23 protein-coding genes are annotated in these 22,208 nt (G+C 58.6%); 12 read left to right on the top strand and 11 right to left on the bottom strand.

The window, feature by feature from the left end; all coding sequences use genetic code 11:
- Positions 1-162: 162 nt before the first annotated feature.
- Positions 163-1,485: a glycolate oxidase subunit GlcF gene (gene glcF, locus RRU01S_RS07935; protein WP_045229744.1), complete on the top strand. Its 1,323-nt coding sequence runs from the start codon at positions 163-165 to the stop codon at positions 1,483-1,485.
- Positions 1,486-1,651: 166 nt separating this feature from the next.
- On the opposite strand, the gene RRU01S_RS07930 is transcribed toward glcF, so the two are convergent.
- Positions 1,652-2,374 carry a L,D-transpeptidase gene (locus tag RRU01S_RS07930; protein ID WP_045229743.1) on the bottom strand — a complete coding sequence of 241 codons (723 nt, stop codon included), beginning with the start codon at positions 2,372-2,374 and terminating at the stop codon, positions 1,652-1,654.
- Between the two features lie 189 nt (positions 2,375-2,563).
- Here RRU01S_RS07930 and RRU01S_RS07925 point away from each other — a divergent pair, with 189 nt between their 5' ends.
- The gene (locus RRU01S_RS07925; protein WP_045229742.1) at positions 2,564-3,193 is read left to right on the top strand and encodes a DNA-3-methyladenine glycosylase I; all 630 of its coding nucleotides are present in this window, start codon (positions 2,564-2,566) and stop codon (positions 3,191-3,193) included.
- Positions 3,190-3,633 carry an SH3 domain-containing protein gene (locus RRU01S_RS07920; protein WP_108722586.1) on the top strand — a complete coding sequence of 148 codons (444 nt, stop codon included), beginning with the start codon at positions 3,190-3,192 and terminating at the stop codon, positions 3,631-3,633. The genes RRU01S_RS07925 and RRU01S_RS07920 overlap by 4 nt, the downstream gene beginning before the upstream one ends.
- 8 nt (positions 3,634-3,641) lie before the next feature.
- Here the strand turns inward: RRU01S_RS07920 and copM are convergent, their stop codons facing one another.
- From copM to relB, 4 genes are read right to left on the bottom strand one after another with little or no spacing between them, the layout of a single operon-like run.
- Positions 3,642-4,016 carry a CopM family metallochaperone gene (copM, locus tag RRU01S_RS07915; RefSeq protein WP_045229741.1) on the bottom strand — a complete coding sequence of 125 codons (375 nt, stop codon included), beginning with the start codon at positions 4,014-4,016 and terminating at the stop codon, positions 3,642-3,644.
- A 46-nt stretch (positions 4,017-4,062) separates the two neighbouring features.
- Positions 4,063-4,827 carry a hypothetical protein gene (locus RRU01S_RS07910; protein WP_045229740.1) on the bottom strand — a complete coding sequence of 255 codons (765 nt, stop codon included), beginning with the start codon at positions 4,825-4,827 and terminating at the stop codon, positions 4,063-4,065.
- Positions 4,824-5,087 carry a type II toxin-antitoxin system RelE family toxin gene (locus RRU01S_RS07905; RefSeq protein WP_045229739.1) on the bottom strand — a complete coding sequence of 88 codons (264 nt, stop codon included), beginning with the start codon at positions 5,085-5,087 and terminating at the stop codon, positions 4,824-4,826. The genes RRU01S_RS07910 and RRU01S_RS07905 overlap by 4 nt, the downstream gene beginning before the upstream one ends.
- Complete coding sequence (gene relB, locus RRU01S_RS07900) at positions 5,071-5,298, bottom strand: type II toxin-antitoxin system RelB family antitoxin (RefSeq protein ID WP_045229738.1); 228 nt, start codon at positions 5,296-5,298, stop codon at positions 5,071-5,073. The genes RRU01S_RS07905 and relB overlap by 17 nt, the downstream gene beginning before the upstream one ends.
- A 156-nt stretch (positions 5,299-5,454) precedes the next feature.
- On the opposite strand from relB, the gene hisS reads away from it, so the two are divergent.
- Genes hisS through hisG form a run of 4 tightly spaced genes read left to right on the top strand, consistent with a single transcriptional unit; the run spans position 5,455 to position 9,247 of the window.
- The gene (hisS, locus tag RRU01S_RS07895) at positions 5,455-7,044 is read left to right on the top strand and encodes a histidine--tRNA ligase (RefSeq protein WP_045229737.1); all 1,590 of its coding nucleotides are present in this window, start codon (positions 5,455-5,457) and stop codon (positions 7,042-7,044) included.
- Between the two features lie 4 nt (positions 7,045-7,048).
- Positions 7,049-7,417: a VOC family protein gene (locus RRU01S_RS07890; protein ID WP_045229736.1), complete on the top strand. Its 369-nt coding sequence runs from the start codon at positions 7,049-7,051 to the stop codon at positions 7,415-7,417.
- 16 nt (positions 7,418-7,433) lie between these two features.
- Complete coding sequence (locus RRU01S_RS07885) at positions 7,434-8,555, top strand: ATP phosphoribosyltransferase regulatory subunit (protein WP_045229735.1); 1,122 nt, start codon at positions 7,434-7,436, stop codon at positions 8,553-8,555.
- Positions 8,552-9,247 (top strand): ATP phosphoribosyltransferase, encoded by a 696-nt coding sequence (hisG, locus tag RRU01S_RS07880; RefSeq protein WP_045229734.1) that lies wholly within the window; start codon positions 8,552-8,554, stop codon positions 9,245-9,247. Before RRU01S_RS07885 ends, hisG begins: the two co-directional genes overlap by 4 nt.
- 74 nt (positions 9,248-9,321) lie before the next feature.
- On the opposite strand, the gene RRU01S_RS07875 is transcribed toward hisG, so the two are convergent.
- From RRU01S_RS07875 to groES, 4 genes are all read right to left on the bottom strand, one after another.
- Positions 9,322-9,768 carry a DoxX family protein gene (locus tag RRU01S_RS07875; protein ID WP_045229733.1) on the bottom strand — a complete coding sequence of 149 codons (447 nt, stop codon included), beginning with the start codon at positions 9,766-9,768 and terminating at the stop codon, positions 9,322-9,324.
- Between the two features lie 133 nt (positions 9,769-9,901).
- A complete protein-coding gene (locus RRU01S_RS07870; protein ID WP_131367774.1) occupies positions 9,902-10,651 on the bottom strand; it encodes a hypothetical protein in 750 nt (249 codons plus the stop codon).
- A gap of 129 nt (positions 10,652-10,780) precedes the next feature.
- Positions 10,781-12,415: a chaperonin GroEL gene (groL, locus tag RRU01S_RS07865; RefSeq protein WP_045229731.1), complete on the bottom strand. Its 1,635-nt coding sequence runs from the start codon at positions 12,413-12,415 to the stop codon at positions 10,781-10,783.
- 64 nt (positions 12,416-12,479) lie between these two features.
- Positions 12,480-12,776, bottom strand: a complete 297-nt coding sequence (gene groES / locus RRU01S_RS07860; protein WP_045229730.1) for a co-chaperone GroES — start codon at positions 12,774-12,776, stop codon at positions 12,480-12,482.
- A 171-nt stretch (positions 12,777-12,947) separates the two neighbouring features.
- Between groES and chrA the strand changes: the two genes are divergently transcribed.
- Positions 12,948-14,279: a chromate efflux transporter gene (gene chrA / locus RRU01S_RS07855; protein WP_045229729.1), complete on the top strand. Its 1,332-nt coding sequence runs from the start codon at positions 12,948-12,950 to the stop codon at positions 14,277-14,279.
- Positions 14,280-14,313: 34 nt separating this feature from the next.
- Here the strand turns inward: chrA and RRU01S_RS07850 are convergent, their stop codons facing one another.
- On the bottom strand, positions 14,314-15,435 hold the full coding sequence (locus RRU01S_RS07850; RefSeq protein WP_045229728.1) for an acyltransferase family protein: 1,122 nt from the start codon (positions 15,433-15,435) through the stop codon (positions 14,314-14,316).
- A gap of 212 nt (positions 15,436-15,647) precedes the next feature.
- On the opposite strand from RRU01S_RS07850, the gene RRU01S_RS07845 reads away from it, so the two are divergent.
- The 4 genes from RRU01S_RS07845 (at position 15,648) to RRU01S_RS07830 (ending at position 21,552) form a co-directional block, all read left to right on the top strand.
- Positions 15,648-16,496, top strand: coding sequence for a TIGR01459 family HAD-type hydrolase (locus RRU01S_RS07845; RefSeq protein WP_045229747.1), 849 nt, complete (start codon positions 15,648-15,650; stop codon positions 16,494-16,496).
- A gap of 28 nt (positions 16,497-16,524) precedes the next feature.
- Positions 16,525-17,505: a bifunctional riboflavin kinase/FAD synthetase gene (locus RRU01S_RS07840; RefSeq protein WP_045229727.1), complete on the top strand. Its 981-nt coding sequence runs from the start codon at positions 16,525-16,527 to the stop codon at positions 17,503-17,505.
- 272 nt (positions 17,506-17,777) lie between these two features.
- Positions 17,778-20,699, top strand: coding sequence for an isoleucine--tRNA ligase (gene ileS / locus RRU01S_RS07835; RefSeq protein ID WP_045229746.1), 2,922 nt, complete (start codon positions 17,778-17,780; stop codon positions 20,697-20,699).
- A gap of 226 nt (positions 20,700-20,925) precedes the next feature.
- Positions 20,926-21,552 (top strand): hypothetical protein, encoded by a 627-nt coding sequence (locus RRU01S_RS07830; RefSeq protein WP_412674297.1) that lies wholly within the window; start codon positions 20,926-20,928, stop codon positions 21,550-21,552.
- Between the two features lie 181 nt (positions 21,553-21,733).
- Here RRU01S_RS07830 and RRU01S_RS07825 read toward each other — a convergent pair whose 3' ends face one another.
- The gene (locus RRU01S_RS07825) at positions 21,734-22,189 is read right to left on the bottom strand and encodes a nucleoside deaminase (protein ID WP_045229725.1); all 456 of its coding nucleotides are present in this window, start codon (positions 22,187-22,189) and stop codon (positions 21,734-21,736) included.
- Positions 22,190-22,208: the final 19 nt, after the last annotated feature.

The raw sequence follows: 22,208 nt of genomic DNA, 5'->3' as shown, positions 1-22,208 counted from the left end.
CCCACAAGGAGGGAGATCGACTTGCGGTGACCTCCTGCCCATCTCTGACGTCGAAGGTGAAGCGACGTTCGTGCGCCCAGCCGATCTCCCCACCTGTGGGGGAGATGCCCGGCGGGACAGAGGGGGGCGCATCCGCACCCACGCCCAACGAGGTCTCACCTGATGCAAACCTCCTTCACCCCCCAGCAACTCACCGATCCCAACGTCGCGGAATCGGAAAAAATTCTGCGCAAATGCGTGCATTGCGGGTTCTGCACGGCCACCTGTCCCACCTATGTGACGCTGGGCAACGAGCTGGATAGCCCGCGCGGGCGCATCTATCTCATCAAGGATATGCTGGAAAACGACCGCCCGGCGGATAAGCAGGTGGTGACGCATATCGACCGATGCCTGTCCTGTCTGGCCTGCACGACCACCTGTCCGTCCGGTGTCGACTATATGCATCTGGTCGATCACGCCCGCGTCCATATCGAAAAGACCTATCGCCGCCCGCTTGTGGACCGGATGATGCGCAGCCTGCTGGCCTTCGTGCTGCCGCACCCGTCGCGCTTTCGCCTGGCGCTGAAGCTTGCGCGCTTCGGCAGGCCGTTCGCGGGCCTGTTTCGCAAGTCCGCGACGCTGAAACCCTTGGCTGCCATGCTGGATCTCGCGCCTCAAACAATTCCTGCCGCTTCCGCCCTGTCAAACCCCGGTAGCTATTCGCCCAAGATCGAAAAACGCGGACGGGTGGCCATTCTGGGCGGTTGCGCGCAGCCGGTGCTCGATCCCGCCATCAATGACGCGACCATCCGGCTTTCGACCCGGCTTGGCGTTGAGGTGGTGCTGCCGCAAGGTGAGGGCTGTTGCGGCGCGCTGGTGCACCACATGGGGCGGGAGGACCAGGCACTGGTCTCTGCCCGGCGCAATGTCGATGTCTGGACGCGCGAAATCGAGACCGGCGGGCTGGATGCCATCATCATCACCGCGTCCGGTTGCGGCACTACCATCAAGGATTACGGCCATATGCTGCGGCTGGATGCGGCCTATGCGGAAAAGGCAGCGCGTGTTTCGGCCCTGGCAAAAGACATCACCGAATATCTCGCCAGCCTCGATCTGGCGCCGCTGGAGCGAAACGGTCTGACGGTCGCCTATCACTCTGCCTGTTCCATGCAGCACGGCCAGAAGATAACGGCCATTCCCAAGCTGTTGCTGAAAGCCGCAGGTTTTACCGTGCGCGATCCGGCGGAAGGACATCTCTGTTGTGGCTCGGCGGGCACTTACAATATTCTTCAGCCGGAAATATCGGCGACATTGAAGGCCCGCAAGGTCAGGAATATCGAGGCGACGAAGGCCGACATCATCGCCACCGGCAACATTGGCTGCATGACGCAGATCGCCACCGGCACGGCCCTGCCCATTCTGCACACGGTGCAACTGCTGGATTGGGCCTATGGTGGAGAAAAGCCTGCCGTGATCGAAGCGATCCATAAAAAACGGGCGGTTTGAGCCGCCCGTTTTTCAATGTCCGGTCTGCTGCTGTAAAGCGCGTCCGGCCCCCTTGACGTCCCCCGCCAAAGTCGATGGCCGGACCTTAACCTATCTTTTTCAGAGAGCAACTTTCTTCACGCCCGTTTTCTACTTTTGGGCGCAAGGAATGACTTCACCGTTGCTATCAGATCACAATCACGCGGGTGCCGACATTCACGCGCTCGTAGAGATCGGTGACATCTTCATTGCGCATGCGGATGCAACCCGAGGAATTGTTGCTGCCAATCGTCCACGGCTGGTTCGTGCCATGAATGCGATACAGTGTGGAGCCGAGATACATGGCGCGCGCGCCCATCGGGTTTTGCGGACCGCCTTCCATATAGGCGGGCAGGTAGTGTCCCTTGGCGGCCTCGCGGGTGATCATCTCTTTTGGCGGCGTCCAATCCGGCCATTCGTTCTTGCGGGTAATCTTGTGCGTACCGGCCCATTCGAAGCCCGGCTTGCCGACGCCGACGCCGTAGCGACGCGCTTTGCCATCTGCCATCACCAGATAAAGGAAACGGTTGGGCGTATCGATGACGATGGTGCCGGGCGCTTCCTTGCCATCATATCGCACCATCTGCGGCAGAAACTGCGGGGCGATGCGCAGGCGCGGGTCCCCGGTTCTGGCAGCCGCCGCCTGCGGGCGCGGTTGGGTCACCGGACGCTGAAACAGCGAAGGGGAAGCCGGACGCTGCGGATAAACGACCGGGCGAACCTGCCCGCCGCCAAGCTGCATGACCCACGGCGCGGTCAGGTCTGGGCTGACGACGACCGGCGGGCGCTCCCGGTAGCGATCATTGGCAAGGGCTGGCACGGAGATGGCGGAGAGAAAGCTCAGCGCCAGAACAACGGATTTCATCGACATCGGGTGGACTCTCTACATGACACCGGAAAATAATCATCACGTTCGCACCTTGGAGACAGCGAATGGTAAATGGCACATCATGAAAAGGCGCGATTTGGATGAAACCTTTTAATAAGGTTAGCGCGCGGTTTTGAAACAGAGTGAATCAATGGTAATCACCGCGTCACCAACCACAAAGGCATCTGCTCCATGACTGAAACCGGCCTTATGACGGGCGAAGATGGCAAGGTCCGCTGCTTCTGGCAGCAGGGACTGGAAGACTATGCCAGATACCATGATGAGGAATGGGGCCGTCCCGTCGATGACGACAGACGCCTGTTCGAAAAGATTTGCCTTGAGGGCTTCCAGTCCGGCCTGTCCTGGCTGACGGTGCTGCGAAAGCGCGAGGCCTTTCGCGCCGCATTCTGTGGTTTCGATTTCGACAAGGTCGCGGAATTCGGAGACGAGGATATAGAGCGTTGCGTGGCCGACAAGGGCATCATCCGCCATCGCGGCAAGATCGTCTCCACCATCAACAATGCCCGCCGCGCCATCGAGATGCGCGATGAATTCGGGTCGCTCGCCCGCTATTTCTGGCGTTTTGAACCGCAGCCGGATGAGCGCCCGCCGGTGTTCGATTATGCCACCCTGCGCGCCAACCCCACCACGCCCGCCTCCACGCGCCTGTCGAAAGACCTGAAGAAACGCGGCTGGACCTTTGTCGGTCCGACGACCGTCTATGCTTTCATGCAGGCCATGGGTATGGTCAACGACCACATCGAAGGTTGCCACTGCCGCCCCCGCATCGATGCTCAACGGCTGGAGTTTTCACGCCCGTGACCCGATTTTTACACATTCTTCTGGCGTCTCTTCTCATCATCTCGGCGACGGCTCCCGCCCATGCGGAAGGCCGCAATGTCGATGGTATCTGGCTTGATGATGGCGAGGCGCTGAAACAGGCGGCGCTTCCCGCCTCCGGCCCGCTGGTGCTCAACGGCTGGACGCGGCAGGGCAGGGGCGATGTCTACCGCGTCAAGGTCAAGGCGGGCGAAACGCTGAAGGTAACGCTGACCAGTCGCAGCGAATTCGTCGTCATGGCGATCTTCGATTTCGCCAAGCCCGAGGACGACGCGATTTTTTTCAGCGATGCGGGTAAGAACACGGCGGTGCTGACACCCAAGGCCGACACCGACTGGCTGATCCGCCCCATCCTCGTTCTCAGCGCATCCCGCCGCGGGCTTGGGGCGAATTATACGATTACGGTGGAGAGGCAGCCTTAAGCTACCCTTTAGTGACCTCTGGCTTTCAGCCACTCTTTCATCATAGCTATCTCGGCTTCCTGCGCCTTGATGACCTCTTCCGCCAGTTTGCGGATTTCGGGGTCTTTGCCGTATTGCAATTGCACCTTCGCCATTTCAATCGCGCCCTGATGATGCGGGATCATGCCGCGCACGAAATCCACGTCGGCATCGCCGGTATAGTCCATGGCCATATCGCCATGCATTTTCTTGCTGGCTTCCATGAAGGCTTTCGTCGAAGGGCTGTCTGCGGCTGCGGGCTTCGACATGTCGTGGCCGGCATGGCTGCCGCTATCCTGCGCAAAGGCGGGCATGATGAGCGAGACGACAATTGCGGCGGCGAGGGAAATGGTCTTCATGGTGATCGTGGGTCCTTGTTCAATCCTGCGGAATATCGAGAAAATAGGACAATCATGTCAGTTCGCTGGCAACGACCGTGTGAATGATCTGATAATCGCGGCTTTCTTCACCAAACGGCACCACCGGCCAGTCCCAGCCGCGTGCAATCTTCGGAACGCTCACGCCATGCAACAGGTCTTCCTGCTGATGTCGCGTGCCGTTTTTATCGATCACTTCGAAGGCGGTATCGGTAATGATGCAGGCCTTGCAGGGAAGACCCGACAGACCATCCAGATGCGCCTGAATGAGCTGCGGCAAGGCGTCCTGCGGCATCGCGGGATCAGGCTGCTTTTCCAGACGGTTGCGAATACCGGTGCCGATTTGCGACAGAAGATTAGCCGACACGACGAAGTCGAGATAGGGCACCAGCCGCAGAAAACCTAACGGCTCCAGCGGTTTGCCTGCCGCCAGATCGTCATAGCCCGAGAGATCGCGGTGGTTCAGAACCACGGTTCTGCTGTGACGGGCATAGAGCTTGGCGCGAAGGCTGGCGAGATGCACCAGATCGACCAGAACCACGGTATCGAAACCCGCAGCCAGTTGCTGCAACGGCACATCCCGCAACAGGCCGGAGCCCAGCACGACAGCCGTGCGGCGCTGTTTCAGCTTGCCCGCAGCAGACAAAATGAAGCGCTTGCTGTTGTCCTCGTGCTCGGCCCAGGCTTTTCCACACCGGTTGGCCCGCGCCCACAGATTGACGGAATAGCGGATATAGGGCCGAAATTCCGGCGGCGTCTTGCGGTATGTCGCGGCGTAATTGATGGCTTCGAGGATCATGGTTCAGCGATAGACTTCTTGGGCAGGTGGCCGATTTCGATGACGAGTATGGACCGCTTTTGATCTTGAATGTCGCAAATGAAACGCAAACCGCTTTCCCAATATCGCCAGTAGTTGCCGAGATTTGCGCCGATTTTGCGCGGGTCGTCCAAGGCCGCCACCTGCTCATGCAAAAACGAGCGGATGCGGTGGCGAAGACTTGGATCGATGTCTGCGACTTTCGTTCGAAAATCCGAGTGGTACTCAATTTTCCACGTCACGCCACATCTCCTCCGCGCTGATGACCTTGGACTCACCACGCTGTATCTGCCGCGTGGCCTCTTCAGCCAGATACAAATCCTCCATATCCTCGATGTGCTTTTCGATGGCCTCGCGGATATAATAGGCGGATGTGCGGCCCGTGCGCTCGGACAGCGCTTTCAGGCGCTCATAGGTGTCGTCGGGCAGGCGAATGGCGGTCTGTTTGCTCATTGGGTTCTTCTCCCGGTAGTGGAGTGGGATGCGTGTATCCCACCTACCATCTTTTCCGTGGCCACGCCAGTAAAACTGCACCGCTGCGGCCTTGCCGCACAGGGCTTCGTCCTCTATGACACCGGCTTGATTTCAAGAGATAATTGGACCGGCCCCATGAGCGAAAAAGCAAAAAAGCCTCAGAAACTGAAAGCCCGCCTGCCGCGCGGCTTCGTGGACCGCTCTAGCGCCGATATCCATGCCACCAACGAGATGATTGAGAAAATCCGTGGCGTCTACGAACTCTACGGCTTTGATCCCATCGAGACGCCGCTGTTCGAATATACCGATGCGCTTGGCAAATTCCTGCCCGATAGCGACCGCCCCAATGAAGGCGTGTTTTCGCTGACCGATGACGACGACCAGTGGATGAGCCTGCGCTACGACCTCACTGCCCCACTCGCCCGCCACGTCGCTGAGAACTTCAACGAGATACAGCTCCCCTTCCGCACCTACCGCGCTGGCTACGTCTTTCGCAACGAAAAGCCCGGCCCCGGTCGCTTCCGCCAATTTATGCAATTCGATGCTGACACGGTTGGCGCGGCAGGCGTGCAGGCTGATGCTGAAATGTGCATGATGATGGCGGATACGCTGGAAGCGCTAGGCATCAAGCGCGGCGATTATGTGATCCGCGTGAACAACCGCAAGGTTCTGGATGGCGTGATGGAAGCCATCGGTTTGGGTGGTGAGGAGAATGCAGCACGGCGGTTGAATGTGCTGCGTGCCATTGATAAGCTGGACAAGTTTGGCCCTGAAGGCGTGAAATTGTTGCTTGGACCGGGCCGTAAAGACGAGTCTGGAGACTTTACCAAAGGCGCTGGGCTTGACGAAAACCAGATTGCCACTTTGATCCAGTACCTTAGTTGGAAATCGATACAATATACGCCCGTGGCAGGATCAGATAAGCTCAAATTAGAGACGAACAACATTTCAACCAACGAAGAAATTGTCGATGGGTTCGTTCAGTCATTTCCTATCGAGAAAGGTGCCTTTTCAGAAGGCATTGATGAACTTCGGATGATCGCGAAATTGACGGCGGCGGCTGGATATGACCGCAGTCGTATCCAAATCGATCCGTCGGTTATTCGTGGCCTCGAATACTACACGGGTCCCGTCTACGAAGCCGAACTCACGTTCGATGTCACCAACGAAAAGGGCGAAAAGGTCGTCTTCGGCTCGGTCGGTGGCGGTGGTCGTTATGATGGTCTGGTGTCGCGCTTCATGGGCCAGCCGGTTCCGGCAACGGGCTTTTCCATCGGTGTCTCGCGCCTGATGACGGCGTTGAAGAACCTTGGCAAGCTCGGTCAGGTCAAGCCGCTAGCGCCCGTCCTCGTCACCGTCATGGACGGTGATGTGGAGAGCATGGGCCGCTACCAACGCTTCACGCAGGCGCTGCGCAAGGAAGGCATTCGTGCCGAGATGTATCAGGGCAACTGGAAGAAATTCGGCAACCAGCTGAAATATGCCGACCGCATGGGCGCCCCTATCGCTATCATTCAGGGTGGCGATGAACGTGCCGAGAACGTCGTGCAGATCAAGGACCTGATCGAGGGCAAGCGCCTGTCCGGTGAGATAGAAGACAATGTTGCTTGGCGTGAAGCCCGTGTCGCGCAGGAAACCGTACCGGAGGCCGATCTTGTGGCCAAGGTGAAGGAAATTCTGGCTGCGCAGGCGGAAGATCGCCAGCGGGCAGCCGGAGGCAACTGAGCCGATGAGCATCCTCGCGCTCGACCACGTGCAGCTTGCCATGCCTGCGGGCGGTGAGGAGGATGCGCGCCGATTCTACGGCTCACTCCTCGGATTGTCGGAGCGCACAAAGCCCGGCAATCTTGCCGAACGTGGCGGGTGCTGGTTTGAACACGGCACGGTGCGCGTTCATCTGGGCGTCGAAGCGGATTTCAGGTCTGCCAGAAAAGCGCATCCCGCTTTCCTGGTCGATGACCTCGCCGATATACGAAAAACACTTGAACTGGCAGGCTGCCATGTGGTTGAGGATGAGCCGTTGGAAGGCTATGACCGCTTTTACGTCTATGACCCTTTCGGCAACCGCATCGAACTGATGCAGCCGTGCGCACTGTGATGAAAAGTAGCAGCCCATGCCCCTGATCGACATGCCGGATTTTGCCGGTGAGCTTCTGGATGAATTCGATGCGCGTCGCACCAATCGCGTCAACACGCCGGTCATTCAACCCGCCGAACCGTTCCTCGATATGGCCGGAGAAGACCTGCGCCGTCGGATTTTCCTGACGGAGAGCGAAACGGGCGAAAGCCTATGCCTGCGCCCGGAATTCACCATTCCCGTCTGCCTGCGCCACATCGAAACCGCAACCGGCACGCCCAAGCGCTATTCCTATCTGGGCGAAGTGTTTCGTCAGCGCCGTGAAGGTGCAAACGAGTTTTATCAGGCTGGCATCGAAGACTTGGGCGATACCGATGTCGCCAGCGCCGATGCCCGCGCCATCAGCGATGCCATCGGCATTCTGGCGCGGCTGCTGCCCGGTCGCAAGCTGACCGTGACGCTGGGTGACCAGCAGGTGTTCGAAGCGGTCGTCGCCGCCCTCGGCTTGCCGCAAGGCTGGCAGAAGCGGCTGGTGCAGGCCTTTGGCGATACGAAGCAGTTGGAAGCACTGCTGCAAAGTCTCGTCAGCCCCAAACCCATGACGGGGCTCGACGCGCGCGTCGCTGGTCTGCTGGCAACGGGCGAGGAAAAGGTGCTCGTCGAGTATATCGATAGCGTCATGCAGGACACGGGCTATTCCACTAATGCCAGCCGCGCGCCGCAGGAGATCGCCCGCCGTCTGCGTGAAAAGCTGGCGCTCGCCGCCACGCGCCTGCCGGATGAAAGCTTTGAGCTGCTGAAGCAGTTTCTATCCTTGCAAGCCCCGCTGTCGCAGGCATCGCAGACGCTGTCCGAATTTGCCGATAAGGCAAAATTGAAACTGGATGGCGCCTTGTCCGCGTTTGACGCGCGCGTTGCAGCGCTCGCCAATGGTGGCCTTGATCTTAACGCCATCACCTATGGTGCCGCCTTCGGTCGCCCGCTGGATTACTACACCGGCCTCGTTTTCGAAGTCGGCGTGGACGGCGAGAGTGCCGTTCTGGCCGGTGGTGGGCGGTTCGATCGGCTGATGACGCTGCTCGGCGCAAAGGACAAGATACCGGCGGTCGGTTTTTCGCTCTGGCTGGATCGCATTGAAGCCGTGAGTGCCAAACCATGACCATCACCATCGCATTGCCCTCCAAGGGCCGCATGAAGGAAGATTCCTCCGCTATTCTGGAGCGCGCAGGCCTCAAGGTTGTCGCCATCGGCAATGACCGCTCCTATCGCGGTCGGGTCGAGGGGCGTGACGATATCGAGATCGCTTACCTCTCGGCCTCCGAAATTGCCCGCGAAATCGGCAATGGCACGGTCGATTTCGGCGTCACCGGCGAAGACCTCGTGCGCGAGGATTTGAGCGATGTCGAAAACCGCGTCGAATTCTGCGCCCGCCTCGGCTTCGGCCACGCCGATGTTGTCGTCGCCGTGCCCGAGATTTGGCTTGACGTGGACAGCATGGCCGATCTGGGCGATGTCGCCTCCGAATTCCGCGCCCGCCATGGCCGCAGGCTGGCGATTGCCACCAAATACTGGCGGCTGACGCAGCAGTTCTTCTCGCGCCAGCACGGCATTCAGCTTTACCGCATCGTCGAAAGCCTCGGCGCCACAGAAGGCGCACCGGCGGCGGGGCAGGCGGATATCATCGTCGATATCACCTCCACCGGCTCGACGCTCAAGGCCAACCATTTGAAAATCCTGACCGACGGCATCATTCTGCGCTCGGAAGCCTGTTTCGTGCGGGCGCGCAAGCCGGAGCATGAGGGCGATGCTGTCGTCAGCGATATCCTTTCCCGCCTGAAGTCTGCCCTCTGAGAGTTGAAATTTGATCCGAACAAAAAAAGCCGCCGGATCGCTCCAGCGGCTTTTTCTATGAATGTTAGATCAGCTTATGCGCGGGCCAGGCTGAGGCCACGGCGTGCGTCGAGCGAGTAAGCGCCAGCGCCGAAGGTGGCGAGCAGGATGTAAGCGCCAGCCAGCGTGATGTTCTTCATCAGCATGATGCCGTTCAGCGTGTTGATCCAGCCCAGCGCCGCATCAGGCCAGCCAGGAACAGCAACCGTGCCGCTGTGGAAAACAAGACCGGTGAACACGCAGAATACGGCCAGCGCCCATGCGGCGATCTTCGTCTGGAAGCCGACGAGAATGGCAAGGCCTGTGACCAACTCGAATGCGCCTGCAAGATAGGCGAGAGCGGTTGCGGCAGGCAGGCCAGCACCGGTGATCATGCCAGCCGTACCAGCAGGATCCGTCAGCTTGCCGAAGCCGGAGAGAATGAAAATGAAAGAAAGAAGAATGCGTGCGATGAGCACAAGTGCGTTCTGGCTGCTGGACATGGAAGTCTCCGAGGATGGTGCCGGATGGCATGAATTTATGCCCGACATATGCGCCAAATTGTCACCCCGGAACAGATGAACAAGTGGAGACTATTTGTTCACTATTTGAAGACAGTGAGCGATTTGGCTGGCTTTAGTCAATTGGCCGGATTTCGCCACGGATAAGCCAACTTCCAGGCCCGAGTGCCGTGATCTCGTGCGGCGCGAGGTCCTTCAGCGGCACGAAAATAGATGACTGGCCGTGTTTGATGATCATGCCATCGACTTTGTCGACAAAGCTGTACACATCGCATGGCACCGCCGCACCGGAGCGAAGTGGGACGACCTTATCATCTACACACATGCTCGTGTCGGGGGTGCGGGTAATAAGTGCTGCCAGAATGAATCCAGCAGCCAGACAAAGGGCGGAAAGTAATCCATAGCCGAGGTAGCCTTTGGCCATAAGTCTGGGCGTTAAATAAAGAACGAGTCCGACCGCCAGAAGATAGGCCACGCCTGACAATCCAATTGCGATCAGGAACGGCGAACTGAACAGAAATAAACCAAGAAAAATACCGAAAAATGGCTGCTCCAAGATCCAGCCTGGAAAATCCCATTTTTCCCGCTCTGGTTTGATGGGCGGAGCGTCGAAGAGACGACCAAAATATATTAGACTGTTGAGGATAACGATCGAATGGAAGCTGAAGACGGCGGAATGCAGCAAGGCGGATAGAAAACTGACAGTGTTTGACGGTGCCGGCACAGGCAGGCTGATGATGTCATAAACGCATGATCCTGCGGCAAACATAAACACCGCAGCGACCAAAAGAAGCAATCGTTCATAAAAGAGAGACGATGGGATTCTGGCGCGTACCGTCACTGGCTCCGCTTCTGTTTCCGACACGTTACCTCCGTCACTTTGGTTGCGTATTCTGCCGTGCACTCGTTTGACGATATAGCGGCTCCAAAATCACCACAACAAAAAAGGCGGCCCGTGAAGACCGCCTTTCCGTATTCCAGAGGGTAAGACTTCTCAGAAGTCCATACCGCCCATGCCGCCGCCTGGCATTGGAGGCATCGCAGATTCCTTCTTAGGAAGTTCTGCAATCATGGCTTCTGTCGTGATCAGCAGGGAAGCAACCGAAGCTGCGTTCTGCAGGGCTGTGCGAACAACCTTGACCGGATCGACGATACCCATGGCAATCATGTCGCCATACTCAGAGGTCTGAGCGTTGTAGCCCCAGTTCTCTTCGTTCTTCTCGAGGATCTTGCCGACAACGATGGAGGCTTCGTCACCTGCGTTTTCAGCGATCTGGCGAACCAGCGACTGAAGAGCGCGGCGAACGATGTTGATGCCAGCTTCCTGGTCGTCGTTTGCACCCTTGACGGTGATCTTCGTGGAAGAGCGCAGAAGTGCAGTACCGCCGCCTGGGACGATGCCTTCCTGAACAGCAGCGCGCGTCGCGTTGAGAGCGTCGTCGATGCGGTCCTTGCGTTCCTTCACTTCGATTTCCGTGGAGCCGCCAACGCGGATAACGGCAACGCCGCCAGCGAGCTTGGCAAGACGTTCCTGCAGCTTTTCGCGGTCGTAATCGGAAGATGTTTCTTCGATCTGAGCCTTGATCTGGGCAACGCGGCCTTCGATGTCGGTCTTCTGGCCGGAGCCGTCAACGATCGTCGTGTTTTCCTTGGAGATCGAAACCTTCTTCGCCTTGCCGAGCATGTCGAGCGTGACGTTTTCGAGCTTGATGCCGATATCTTCGGAGATAACGGTACCGCCGGTCAGGATCGCGATGTCTTCGAGCATGGCCTTGCGGCGATCGCCGAAGCCAGGAGCCTTGACAGCAGCAATCTTCAGGCCGCCACGCAGCTTGTTGACGACGAGCGTTGCAAGAGCTTCGCCTTCAACGTCTTCAGCGATGATGACAAGTGGCTTGCCGGTCTGAACGACAGCTTCGAGAACAGGCAGCATGGCCTGAAGGTTCGAAAGCTTCTTCTCGTGGAGAAGAATGTAAGCGTCTTCCAGGTCAGCAACCATCTTTTCAGGGTTGGTGACGAAGTAAGGGCTGAGGTAACCGCGGTCGAACTGCATGCCTTCAACGACTTCGAGTTCGGTTTCAGCGGTCTTGGCTTCTTCGACGGTGATAACGCCTTCGTTGCCAACCTTCTGCATGGCTTCAGCAATGTCCTTGCCGACCTGCGTGTCGCCGTTAGCAGAGATCGTGCCGACCTGTGCAACTTCTTCAGACGTGGAGATCTTCTTCGCCTTGGACTGAAGGTCCTTGACGACTTCGGACACAGCGAGGTCGATACCGCGCTTGAGGTCCATCGGGTTCATGCCGGCAGCAACTGCCTTGTTGCCTTCGCGAACGATGGCCTGTGCAAGAACGGTCGCAGTCGTGGTGCCGTCACCGGCAATGTCGTTGGTCTTCGAAGCAACTTCGCGGACCATCTGTGCGCCCATGTTTTCGAACTTGTCTTCGAGTTCGATTTCCTTGGCGACAGAAACGCCGTCCTTGGTGATGCGCGGTGCGCCGAAGGACTTGTCGATGATGACGTTACGGCCCTTAGGACCAAGCGTTACCTTCACTGCGTCTGCGAGTACGTCGACGCCCTTGAGCATCTTTTCGCGCGCTGTGCGGCCGAATTTAATTTCTTTAGCTGCCATTGTAGAAAACTCCCGGGCTCATGCCCATTGGTTGTCATGTAAGGATGGAGAAAAACCGGCTAGATCAGCCGATAACGCCCATGATGTCGGATTCCTTCATGATCAGAAGGTCTTCGCCGTCGAGCTTGACTTCAGTGCCGGACCACTTGCCGAACAGAACGCGATCGCCAGCCTTCACGTCCAAAGGAACGAGCTTGCCGCTATCGTCGCGAGCGCCGGTGCCAACAGCGACGATTTCGCCTTCCTGTGGCTTTTCCTTGGCGGTGTCAGGAATGATAATGCCGCCCTTGGTCTTTGCTTCAGACTCAACGCGACGAACAACGACGCGGTCATGCAGCGGGCGGAAAGTTGTGCTTGTCATTGTCTAATCCCTCGATCAAATGACCTGTACGGACCCATATGTCAGGTCCGCGTGATGAGTGTTAGCACTCCTCATTGGAGAGTGCTAGCGAGGCAGAGATAGGGGTGCCGCTCTAACGAGTCAAGAACGGCCTGTCGGAAATATTTCACATAAAATGGTTATCAGCGGTTCATGACAGATTTTGTAACCCCGCCACCAACTGCCAAACCATCTCTTGCCGAACTCACATCGGTCTTCGCCCGCATCGGTTGCCTCAGCTTTGGCGGACCGGCAGGCCAGATCGGCATGATGCACCGCGTTCTGGTGGATGAGAAACGCTGGGTGTCGGATGCGCGCTTCATGCACGCCCTCAATTATTGCATGTTGCTGCCGGGGCCGGAGGCGCAGCAACTGGCCACCTATATCGGCTGGCTTCTGCACGGCGTCCGCGGTGGCATCATTGCTGGAACGCTTTTCATTCTGCCGGGCTTCTTCGCCATCGTGGCGCTCGCCGCTGCCTATTGTCTGTATCAGGACACCCACTGGCTACCCGGCCTTTTGTTCGGCCTCAAAGCCTGCGTGCTGGCCATCGTCATAGAGGCCTTGATCCGGGTGGCGAAACGGGCGCTGGTCAGCCGCTTTCTGGCGGCCATCGCCGCCGCTGCCTTCATCGCGCTGTTCGTCTTTGGCCTGCCGTTTCCGCTCGTCATTTTTGCTGCCGGTCTGCTCGGCTTTTTGAGGGCGCGACGGGGAGATCAGATCGAACAGGCAGAGACTGAGGACGACGCGGAGGCCACACCCGTCACGCTCCTGTCGCGGGTGAGGGGTCTCGTGCTCGGGCTGGTGATCTGGCAGATACCGCTGGCCCTGATCTTCCTCTTCTCCGCGCCAGAGACGCTTGCGACCCTGCAAAGCTTCTTTTCGCGCATGGCGGTGGTTACCTTCGGCGGGGCCTATGCGGTGCTGGCCTATGTCGCGCAGGTGGCGGTGGAAACCCATGGTTGGCTCAGCCCCGGCGAAATGCTGGATGGTCTGGCGCTGGCCGAAGCCACGCCGGGGCCGCTGGTGCTGGTGCTGCCCTATATCGGCTTTCTCGCCGGTTTCCGCCACGCGGAGTGGCTGGACCCTATGGTCGCCGGGATTCTGGGTGCGACGGTAACCGCGTGGGCGACATTCGTGCCCAGTTTCATCTTCATTTTTCTCGGCGCACCCTATGTCGAAAAACTGCGCAATAATCGCGCTCTGTCGGCAGCTTTGTCGGCCATCACGGCGGCGGTCGTCGGTGTCATTCTCAACCTGTCCATCTGGTTCGGGCTGCACGTGCTGTTTGGCGAGGTCATCCGCCTCTCCATCGTGCCGAGCTTTGGACCCGGCATATCCTGGCCGGTCTGGACTACGCTCGATCCCTTCGCGACCGGGCTTCTGGTTCTGTCTCTGCTGATGCTGATGCGCTGGAAAGTCGGCATGGTGCCGGTGCTGGCGCTTGGCATCGCGGGCGGTGTTCTTCGCCTCTGGCTGATGTGATGTCCCGCCGCGAAAGCACGGCGGCACCATCGGTTTACTTGCCCTCGACAGCAGGCCTCATCGTCGCCTTCCCACCTGCGTTGGATGACGCGCGCTGGCTCTTCGATGTGTAGAAGGGCCGCTCCACATATTTGTGGGCAAGGTAGGAGAAGGGAATGGCGGTGGCGAAGGTCAGCGCTGCCAGCATGGCGAAATAGGTGCCCTGGCTGAACCCCTGATCATTCAGCACATACATCCAGCCATAGAGCGGGATCATGTGTAGCAAGTAGAGCGAGTAGGACACAGTGCCGAGGAACATCATGACGGGATGCTCCAGAAACATCGCGACAAAACCCTTTTTGCGACCCTTGTCGCGCACCATGATGGCGCTGGTGAAGACGAAAATCCATGCGCCGATGGCCAGATCGAAATAACCCACGATGGCCGCCAGTGGCAGGACCACGGGTGGGGACATGAAGGGCTGGTCGTCCCAGCGCATTTTCCAAAGATAATAGCTGGCAATGCCGGACGCGAAATAGATCGCGTAATTGGCGAGGATCGCCCCGTTCGGCCAATGGCGGAAATACCAGACGCCCATGACGGAGGCGACCACGAAGCCTGCGCGTACAAGATTGCTGGAATGGTGAAGGCACCAGAAGGCCAGCGGCGCGATGAGATAGAACTGGAACTCGGTGGAAATATTCCACGCCTGACCCAGAAATGCGTAGGCCCCCAGCGGCAACCAGCTATCGGGAATGATGCCGTGCAGCATCGTCATGTGGGCAAGCGTGTGCATTTCCCAGCTCTCGAAACTGCGGTCGAGAATGGCGATACGGCCTGCATTGCGCACACTGTTGAAATCGGCGGTCTGCAGCGCCTCATAAGCGACCCAGGCGAAGGCGATCGACAGAAAAAACGCGAAAATATAAACGGGATAAATGCGTTTGATGCGGCGCGTGATGTAGGTGGAATAGTCCTCTGACAACGAGGACATCATGACGAAAATCACGAAACCGCTCATGATGCAGAAGATTTGCACCCGGATTTTCTCGTTGATCAGGGGTTTCAGCACACCCATGCTGTCCGGATCGATACCAGCCGCAGGCAGCAGGTGAACCAGAACAACCCATGCGGCCAAAAGACCGCGAAGACCCTCGAGTTGGTCAATTCTCTTCATCGATGGCTCCTCGGTTGAGCAGGCCAGCCCCAGCGCTTTAAAACACGTCAGGCGTGTGATCGCAATATGTTGCAGTGCAATAAGGCGAGTTTTCGTTTTTACGCCGTGGGCGCTGAGACACCTTTTTGCTTGTAATCGGCGTGCCGGTTTGCCATGTCACGCCCAAGCATTTTTTGGAAAATCTGGCATTTTTGAAAGTCTGGAAGCACCTCATGGCCCACCGCATTTCCACCCTTGGCGAAATCACAGATCGGTTCGACGTCGTTCTGTCCGATGTCTGGGGCGTGTTGCACAATGGCGTCAGCGCCTTTCCCGACGCGTCGATTGCGCTGGAAGCGGCGCGCAAGGCGGGCAAGACGGTGGTGCTCATCACCAATTCCCCACGCCCGGCACCTGGCGTCATTTCGCAGCTTCGGGCGCTCGGCATTCCCGATACGGCCTATGACCGCATCATCACCTCGGGCGATGTCACGCGTGAACTGATTTCGCAGGGTCCGAAACAGGTCTTCCTGCTGGGGCCGGAACGCGACATGCCGCTTCTGGAAGGCCTCGACATCGACGTGGTGCCTGAGACTGAGGCGACCGCCGTCGTCTGCACCGGCTTTTTCGATGACGAAACGGAAACGCCGGAAGATTATACGGATATGCTCAAGGGCTTCATCGCTCGCTCTGTGCCGATGATCTGCGCCAACCCCGATCTGGTGGTGGAACGTGGCGAGCGCATCATTCCCTGCGCCGGTGCCATGGCCGCCTATTACGAGCAGCTGGGTGGCGAAGTCCGCATCGCTGGCAAGCCGCATGCACCCATTTATGAAGCCTGCCTTGCTGCGGCCAAAGAGGTGCGCGGCGACTTTACGAAAGACCGGGTGCTGGCCATCGGCGATGGTATGCCAACGGATGTGAAGGGTGCCATCAACGCAGGCCTTCAGCTTCTCTATGTCAGCGGTGGCATTCATGCAGCCGAATACACGCTGAATGGCGAAACCGACGAGTCGCTGATGAATGCCTATCTGAAAGGCCAGAACGCAGCCCCCGGCTGGTGGATGCCGCGTCTTGCCTAACTGTGTGGCATCGGAATAGAGTCTGCCCATGACCGTGTTTCATCGCAATGAAAAGAAGGAACCGCTGCCCGAAAACCTGAAGGGCGGCGTCATCGCCATTGGCAATTTTGACGGTGTCCATCGTGGCCACCGCGCGGTGCTGGACCGTGCGCTGGAGCTTGCCGCGTCGCGCAATGTCCCGGCTCTGGTGCTGACATTCGAGCCGCATCCGCGCACCGTGTTTCGCCCCGAAACGCCCGTCTTCCGGCTGACACCCGCTTCCGTCAAGGCGCGGGTATTGGAAGCGGAAGGGTTCAACTCCGTCATCGAATATCCCTTCGACCGGGATTTTTCGCAGCGCTCGGCGGAAGATTTCGTCAAGTCCATTCTGGTCGACTGGCTGAGTGCAAGTGCCGTCGTCACCGGCGTCGATTTTCACTTCGGCAAGGGACGCGAAGGTGGCCCGGCCTATCTGATGGCCGCCGGAAAAAGGCACGGCTTCGATGTGATGCTGATCGATTCCTTCCGCGATGAAGGAGCGGAAGTCGTCTCCTCCAGCCGCATCCGGGACTTGCTGGCGCAAGGCGATGTTGCCGGTGCCGCTGGCCTGCTGGGATATCGTTACACCGTCGAAGCGGAAGTCATCGGCGGGCAGAAACTTGGCCGCACGCTGGGCTATCCCACCGCCAACATGGCGCTGCCACCGGAAACAGAACTGAAGCCAGGTATTTACGCGGTGCGTTTTCGCAGGGCGGATGGGAGCTTGTATGATGGCGTCGCCAGCTTCGGCTATCGCCCGACGGTGACGGAGGATGGCGCTGCCCTTCTCGAAACCTTCCTGTTCGATTTTTCCGGCGATCTCTATGGCGAGATTTGCTCTGTTTCCTTCTTCGGCCATCTGCGCGACGAGCTGAAATTCGACGGCCTCGAGCCGCTTGTCGCCCAGATCAAGCGGGATGACGAGGAAGCGAGGGCGTTGCTCTCAGGTGTGACGCCGCTGGGAGAGCTGGACGCGAGACTCTCCTTTTGATGCTCGGCCAGCGGTTTTGTCGGCCAGTGAGGGCATATTCGTGCCCTTAACCTCTTCCTTTTTACCGGAAAAACACATAAACATTGCGCATGTACCAATTTCGGTTGACGTTCATTTCCCGAATTATTGGCCCGGCCTTTCGCGCGCAGTAAGCAGCCGAAAGGTCCGGGATTTCGGCGCTTGCCTTGAGCGCCTTCCGCTTTTGCCCTCTTGCACTCAAGACGGCGCGACCTCTCAGCTTGAATGAGGGGGCGCCGCATAACGGTATGATCATGAACGACACCGCACAGACGATCGACTACTCCACCACGCTGTACCTGCCGCAGACGGATTTTCCGATGCGCGCCGGTCTGCCGCAAAAAGAGCCCGAAACCGTTGCCCGCTGGCAGCAGATGGGCCTCTACAAGAAGCTGCGCGCTTCCGCCGCTGGCCGCGAAAAATTCGTGCTGCATGATGGCCCTCCCTATGCCAACGGCAACATCCATATCGGCCACGCGCTGAACAAGATCCTCAAAGACGTCATCACCCGCTCGTTCCAGATGCGCGGGTTTGACAGCAACTACGTCCCCGGCTGGGATTGCCACGGCCTTCCCATCGAGTGGAAGATCGAGGAGGCCTACCGCGCCAAGGGCAAGAACAAGGACGAGGTTCCGATCAACGAATTCCGTCAGGAATGCCGTGAGTTCGCCGCTGGCTGGATCGCAAAGCAGTCTGAGGAATTCAAGCGTCTGGGCATCGAGGGCGACTTCGAAAACCCCTACACGACGATGAACTTCCATTCGGAAGCGCGCATCGCTGGCGAACTCCTGAAGATCGCCAAGAGCGGCCAGCTTTATCGCGGATCGAAGCCGGTCATGTGGTCGGTTGTCGAGCGCACGGCTTTGGCTGAGGCCGAGGTCGAGTATGCGGATGTCGAGAGCGACATGATCTGGGTGAAGTTCCCTGTCCTAATGGTTCAAGTTCAGCCAGGTTCTGGGAAATCCGATCTTTTAAATGCTCATGTCGTCATCTGGACCACAACGCCTTGGACCATCCCCGGCAACCGGGCGATCTCGTTTTCCTCGCGCTTCCCTTACGGATTATTCGAAGTGGAAACCGCAGAGAACGACTTCGGCCCACAGCCCGGCGAAAAGCTGATCTTTGCAACGAAGCTGGCCGACGAAGCCGCGAAGAAGGCAAAGCTGACATTGGAGCTGGTTCGTCCTGTGGCTGCGGCAGAACTCGGCGCGGTGATCTGCGCTCATCCGCTCGCTGAACTTGGTTACGACTTCGAGGTCCCACTTCTCGATGGCGATCATGTCACCGATGATGCGGGTACCGGCTTCGTCCACACAGCGCCAAGCCATGGTCGTGAAGACTTTGATGCATGGACGTCAAAGGTTCGCGAGCTTGAAGATCGTGGGATATCCACTAAAATCCCGTTCCCTGTTGGCGATGACGGTTTCTACACTGAAGACGCCCCCGGTTTCGGCCCCTCTGCCGAAGGCGGCGCTGCCCGCGTTATGGATGATAACGGCAAGAAGGGTGATGCCAACGAGCGTATCATCAAGGCGCTGATCGCGGCCAACAACCTGTTTGCCCGTGGCCGCTTGAAGCACAGCTATCCTCATAGCTGGCGCTCCAAGAAGCCGGTCATCTTCCGCAACACGCCGCAGTGGTTCGTCTATATGGACAAGGAGTTGGGCGATGGCACCACGCTGCGCTCGCGCTCGCTTTCAGCTATCGATGACACCCGTTTCGTGCCAGCCGCTGGCCAGAACCGCTTGCGCGCCATGATCGAGAACCGCCCGGACTGGGTTCTCTCGCGTCAGCGCGCCTGGGGCGTGCCGATCGCTGTCTTCGCGGATGAGCATGGCGAAGTGCTGCTGGATGACGCCGTCAATGCCCGCATCATCGAAGCCTTCGAGGCCGAAGGTGCCGATGCGTGGTTTGCCGATGGCGCACGCGAGCGCTTCCTTGGCAACCGTGCCGGTGAACCATGGGTGCAGGTGCGCGATATCCTCGACGTCTGGTTCGACTCGGGCTGCACGCACACCTTCACGCTGGAAGACCGGCCAGATATGAAGTGGCCTGCCGATGTCTATCTCGAAGGCTCCGACCAGCATCGTGGCTGGTTCCATTCGTCGCTGCTGGAAAGCTGCGCGACCCGTGGTCGTGCGCCTTACAACGCCGTCGTCACCCATGGTTTCACCATGGACGAACAGGGCCGCAAGCAGTCCAAGTCTCTCGGCAACGTCGTGGCACCGCAGGACGTGATGAAAGAGTCAGGCGCGGATATCCTGCGACTGTGGGTCATGACCACGGATTACTGGGAAGACCAGCGTCTGGGCAAGGCCATCATCCAGACCAACATCGATGCCTATCGCAAGCTGCGCAACACCATCCGCTGGATGCTGGGTACGCTGGCGCATGATACCGGCGATGACATTGCCTATGCCGATCTGCCGGAATTGGAACAGCTGATGCTGCACCGTCTGTCGGAGCTGGATAAGGTCGTGCGTGACGGTTACGATGCCTTCGATTTCAAGAAGATCACCCGCGCGCTGATCGATTTCGCCAATGTCGAGCTGTCGGCCTTCTACTTCGATATCCGCAAGGATGCGCTCTATTGCGACGCACCGTCGTCGTTGAAGCGCCGTGCATCTCTGTCGGTCATCGCAAAGCTGTTCGATTGCCTCGTGACATGGCTGGCTCCGATGCTGCCGTTTACCACGGAAGAGGCATGGCTTTCGCGTTACCCTGATGCGGAATCGGTGCATCTCGTTCAGTTCCCGGAGGTTCCTGCGGAATGGAAGAACGAGGCACTGGAATCTAAGTGGGATAAAATCCGCAAGGTTCGCACGGTGGTGACAGGCGCGCTGGAAGTGGAGCGCCGCGAAAAGCGCATAGGTTCGTCGCTGGAAGCGGCTCCCGTCGTGCACATTGCCGATGCCGAGTTGATGGCGGCACTGGATGGTCAGGATTTTGCGGAAATCTGCATCACCTCGGCCATCTCCGTTGTGTCGGGTGAAGGCCCGGCAGATGGCTTCCGTCTGAACGAAGTGCAGAAGGTTTCCGTCGAGCAGAAGCTTGCCGAAGGCCGCAAATGTGCCCGCTCCTGGCGCATCACCACCGATGTAGGCTCCGACCCAGCCTTCCCGGATGTCTCGGCGCGCGATGCGGCAGCACTTCATGAATTGGGCGTCGCTGTTTAAGAAAAGTACCGGGTGAATTGCACTTTAGCCGTTCATCCGGTAAACCTGCCTGAAATTGGCCGGATTTTAGCATCAATGCGGGCTAACGGTCGCGGGACGGCTACAGCATCAGCCCGGAAATCGACATCGATTTTCGGAATGCACGATGCCTTGAATTGGTATAAGAGCGCTCTGTAAGCGCCCGTATGGGCGCACGGCGCTTTGGGGCGGAAGGGTTTCCATGAGCATGACGCAGAGATTTCGCATCCACGGCACCATTTTTGGCGCGGTATCTGTTTGCCTTGCGCTCAGCGCCTGCACCAGCCCGACCTATGGCACGGGCAAGACGTCCGCCGAACAGCTGGTCGATGACCTTGGCAATGCCACGTCCATCACCGGCGACCAGAGCAAGCGCAATCTGAAATACAATCCGCGTCCCGGCCTCGTCGTTCCCGCCCAGGCCCGTGCCGACCAGCTGGCCCAGCCACAAAAGAGCCTCGCCAACCGCGAAACGAACCCGCAATGGCCAGAGACGCCGGAAGAAGCCCGCGAGCGTCTGCGCAAGGAAGCCGACGAAAACCGCGACAACCCGAATTACCGTTCGCCATTGCTGGCCGGTAACGGCACCAATGGTCAGATGACCGAAACCCAGAAGTGGGAAGCCTTCCGCAAGGCCAAGGCCGATGCGCAGGGCGGCACGGTTGTGAACAGCAACCAGCGCAAATTCCTCACCGACCCGCCGGTCGAATACCGCAACGTGCCGCAGGATCAGCTCGCTGATCTCGGTGAGCCGGAAGCGAAGAAGGAAAAAGAGCGCAAGAAGAATGCCGCCATGGCCGGCACCGGCAAGAACTGGTGGAACCCGTTCCAGTAACGGTTGATTGACGGCGGCGATTACTTATCGCTGAACGCGATTGGCTTGTAGGATCGCAAGCCCCAACCTCCGTCATCCTCGGGCTTGACCCGAGGATCTGACGAACCCCAACATCCAACGTGGGCAGACCCTCGGGACAAGCCCGAGGGTGACGTCACATTTGGGGTCAGCGACCACAGCCTCACTCGCCACGCTTCCCTTGAAAAAAACCGCGTAAAATCTCCGCACTCTCCACCTCCGCCATCCCCGAATAAACCTCCGGCGCATGGTGGCAGGTGGGCTGGTTGAAGAACCGCACCCCGCTCTCGACTGCACCGCCCTTCACATCGTTTGCGCCGTAATAGAGCCTGCGAATGCGGGCAAAGGATATGGCAGCCGCACACATCGTGCAGGGCTCCAGCGTCACATAGAGGTCGGCTCCCACCAAGCGTTCTTGCCCCAGTGCCTCGCAGGCCGTGCGGATGACAGCAATTTCGGCATGTGCCGTCACGTCGTTCATCTCGCGGGTGCGATTGCCCGAACGCGCAATCACACGGCCGTCCAGCACCAGCACGGCACCAATCGGCACCTCGTTTCGTGCGGCTGCGGCCTGCGCTTCGGCAAGCGCCAAGTCCATGAAATGCGTCGTTTCCGCCATTGTTCTTGCAATTTCCTCT

It is taken from the genome of Agrobacterium rubi TR3 = NBRC 13261, assembly GCF_000739935.1.
GTDB lineage: Bacteria > Pseudomonadota > Alphaproteobacteria > Rhizobiales > Rhizobiaceae > Agrobacterium > Agrobacterium rubi.
The sequence above is the reverse complement of the archived record's forward strand: the minus strand, read 5'-3'. Positions and strand labels throughout refer to the sequence as shown.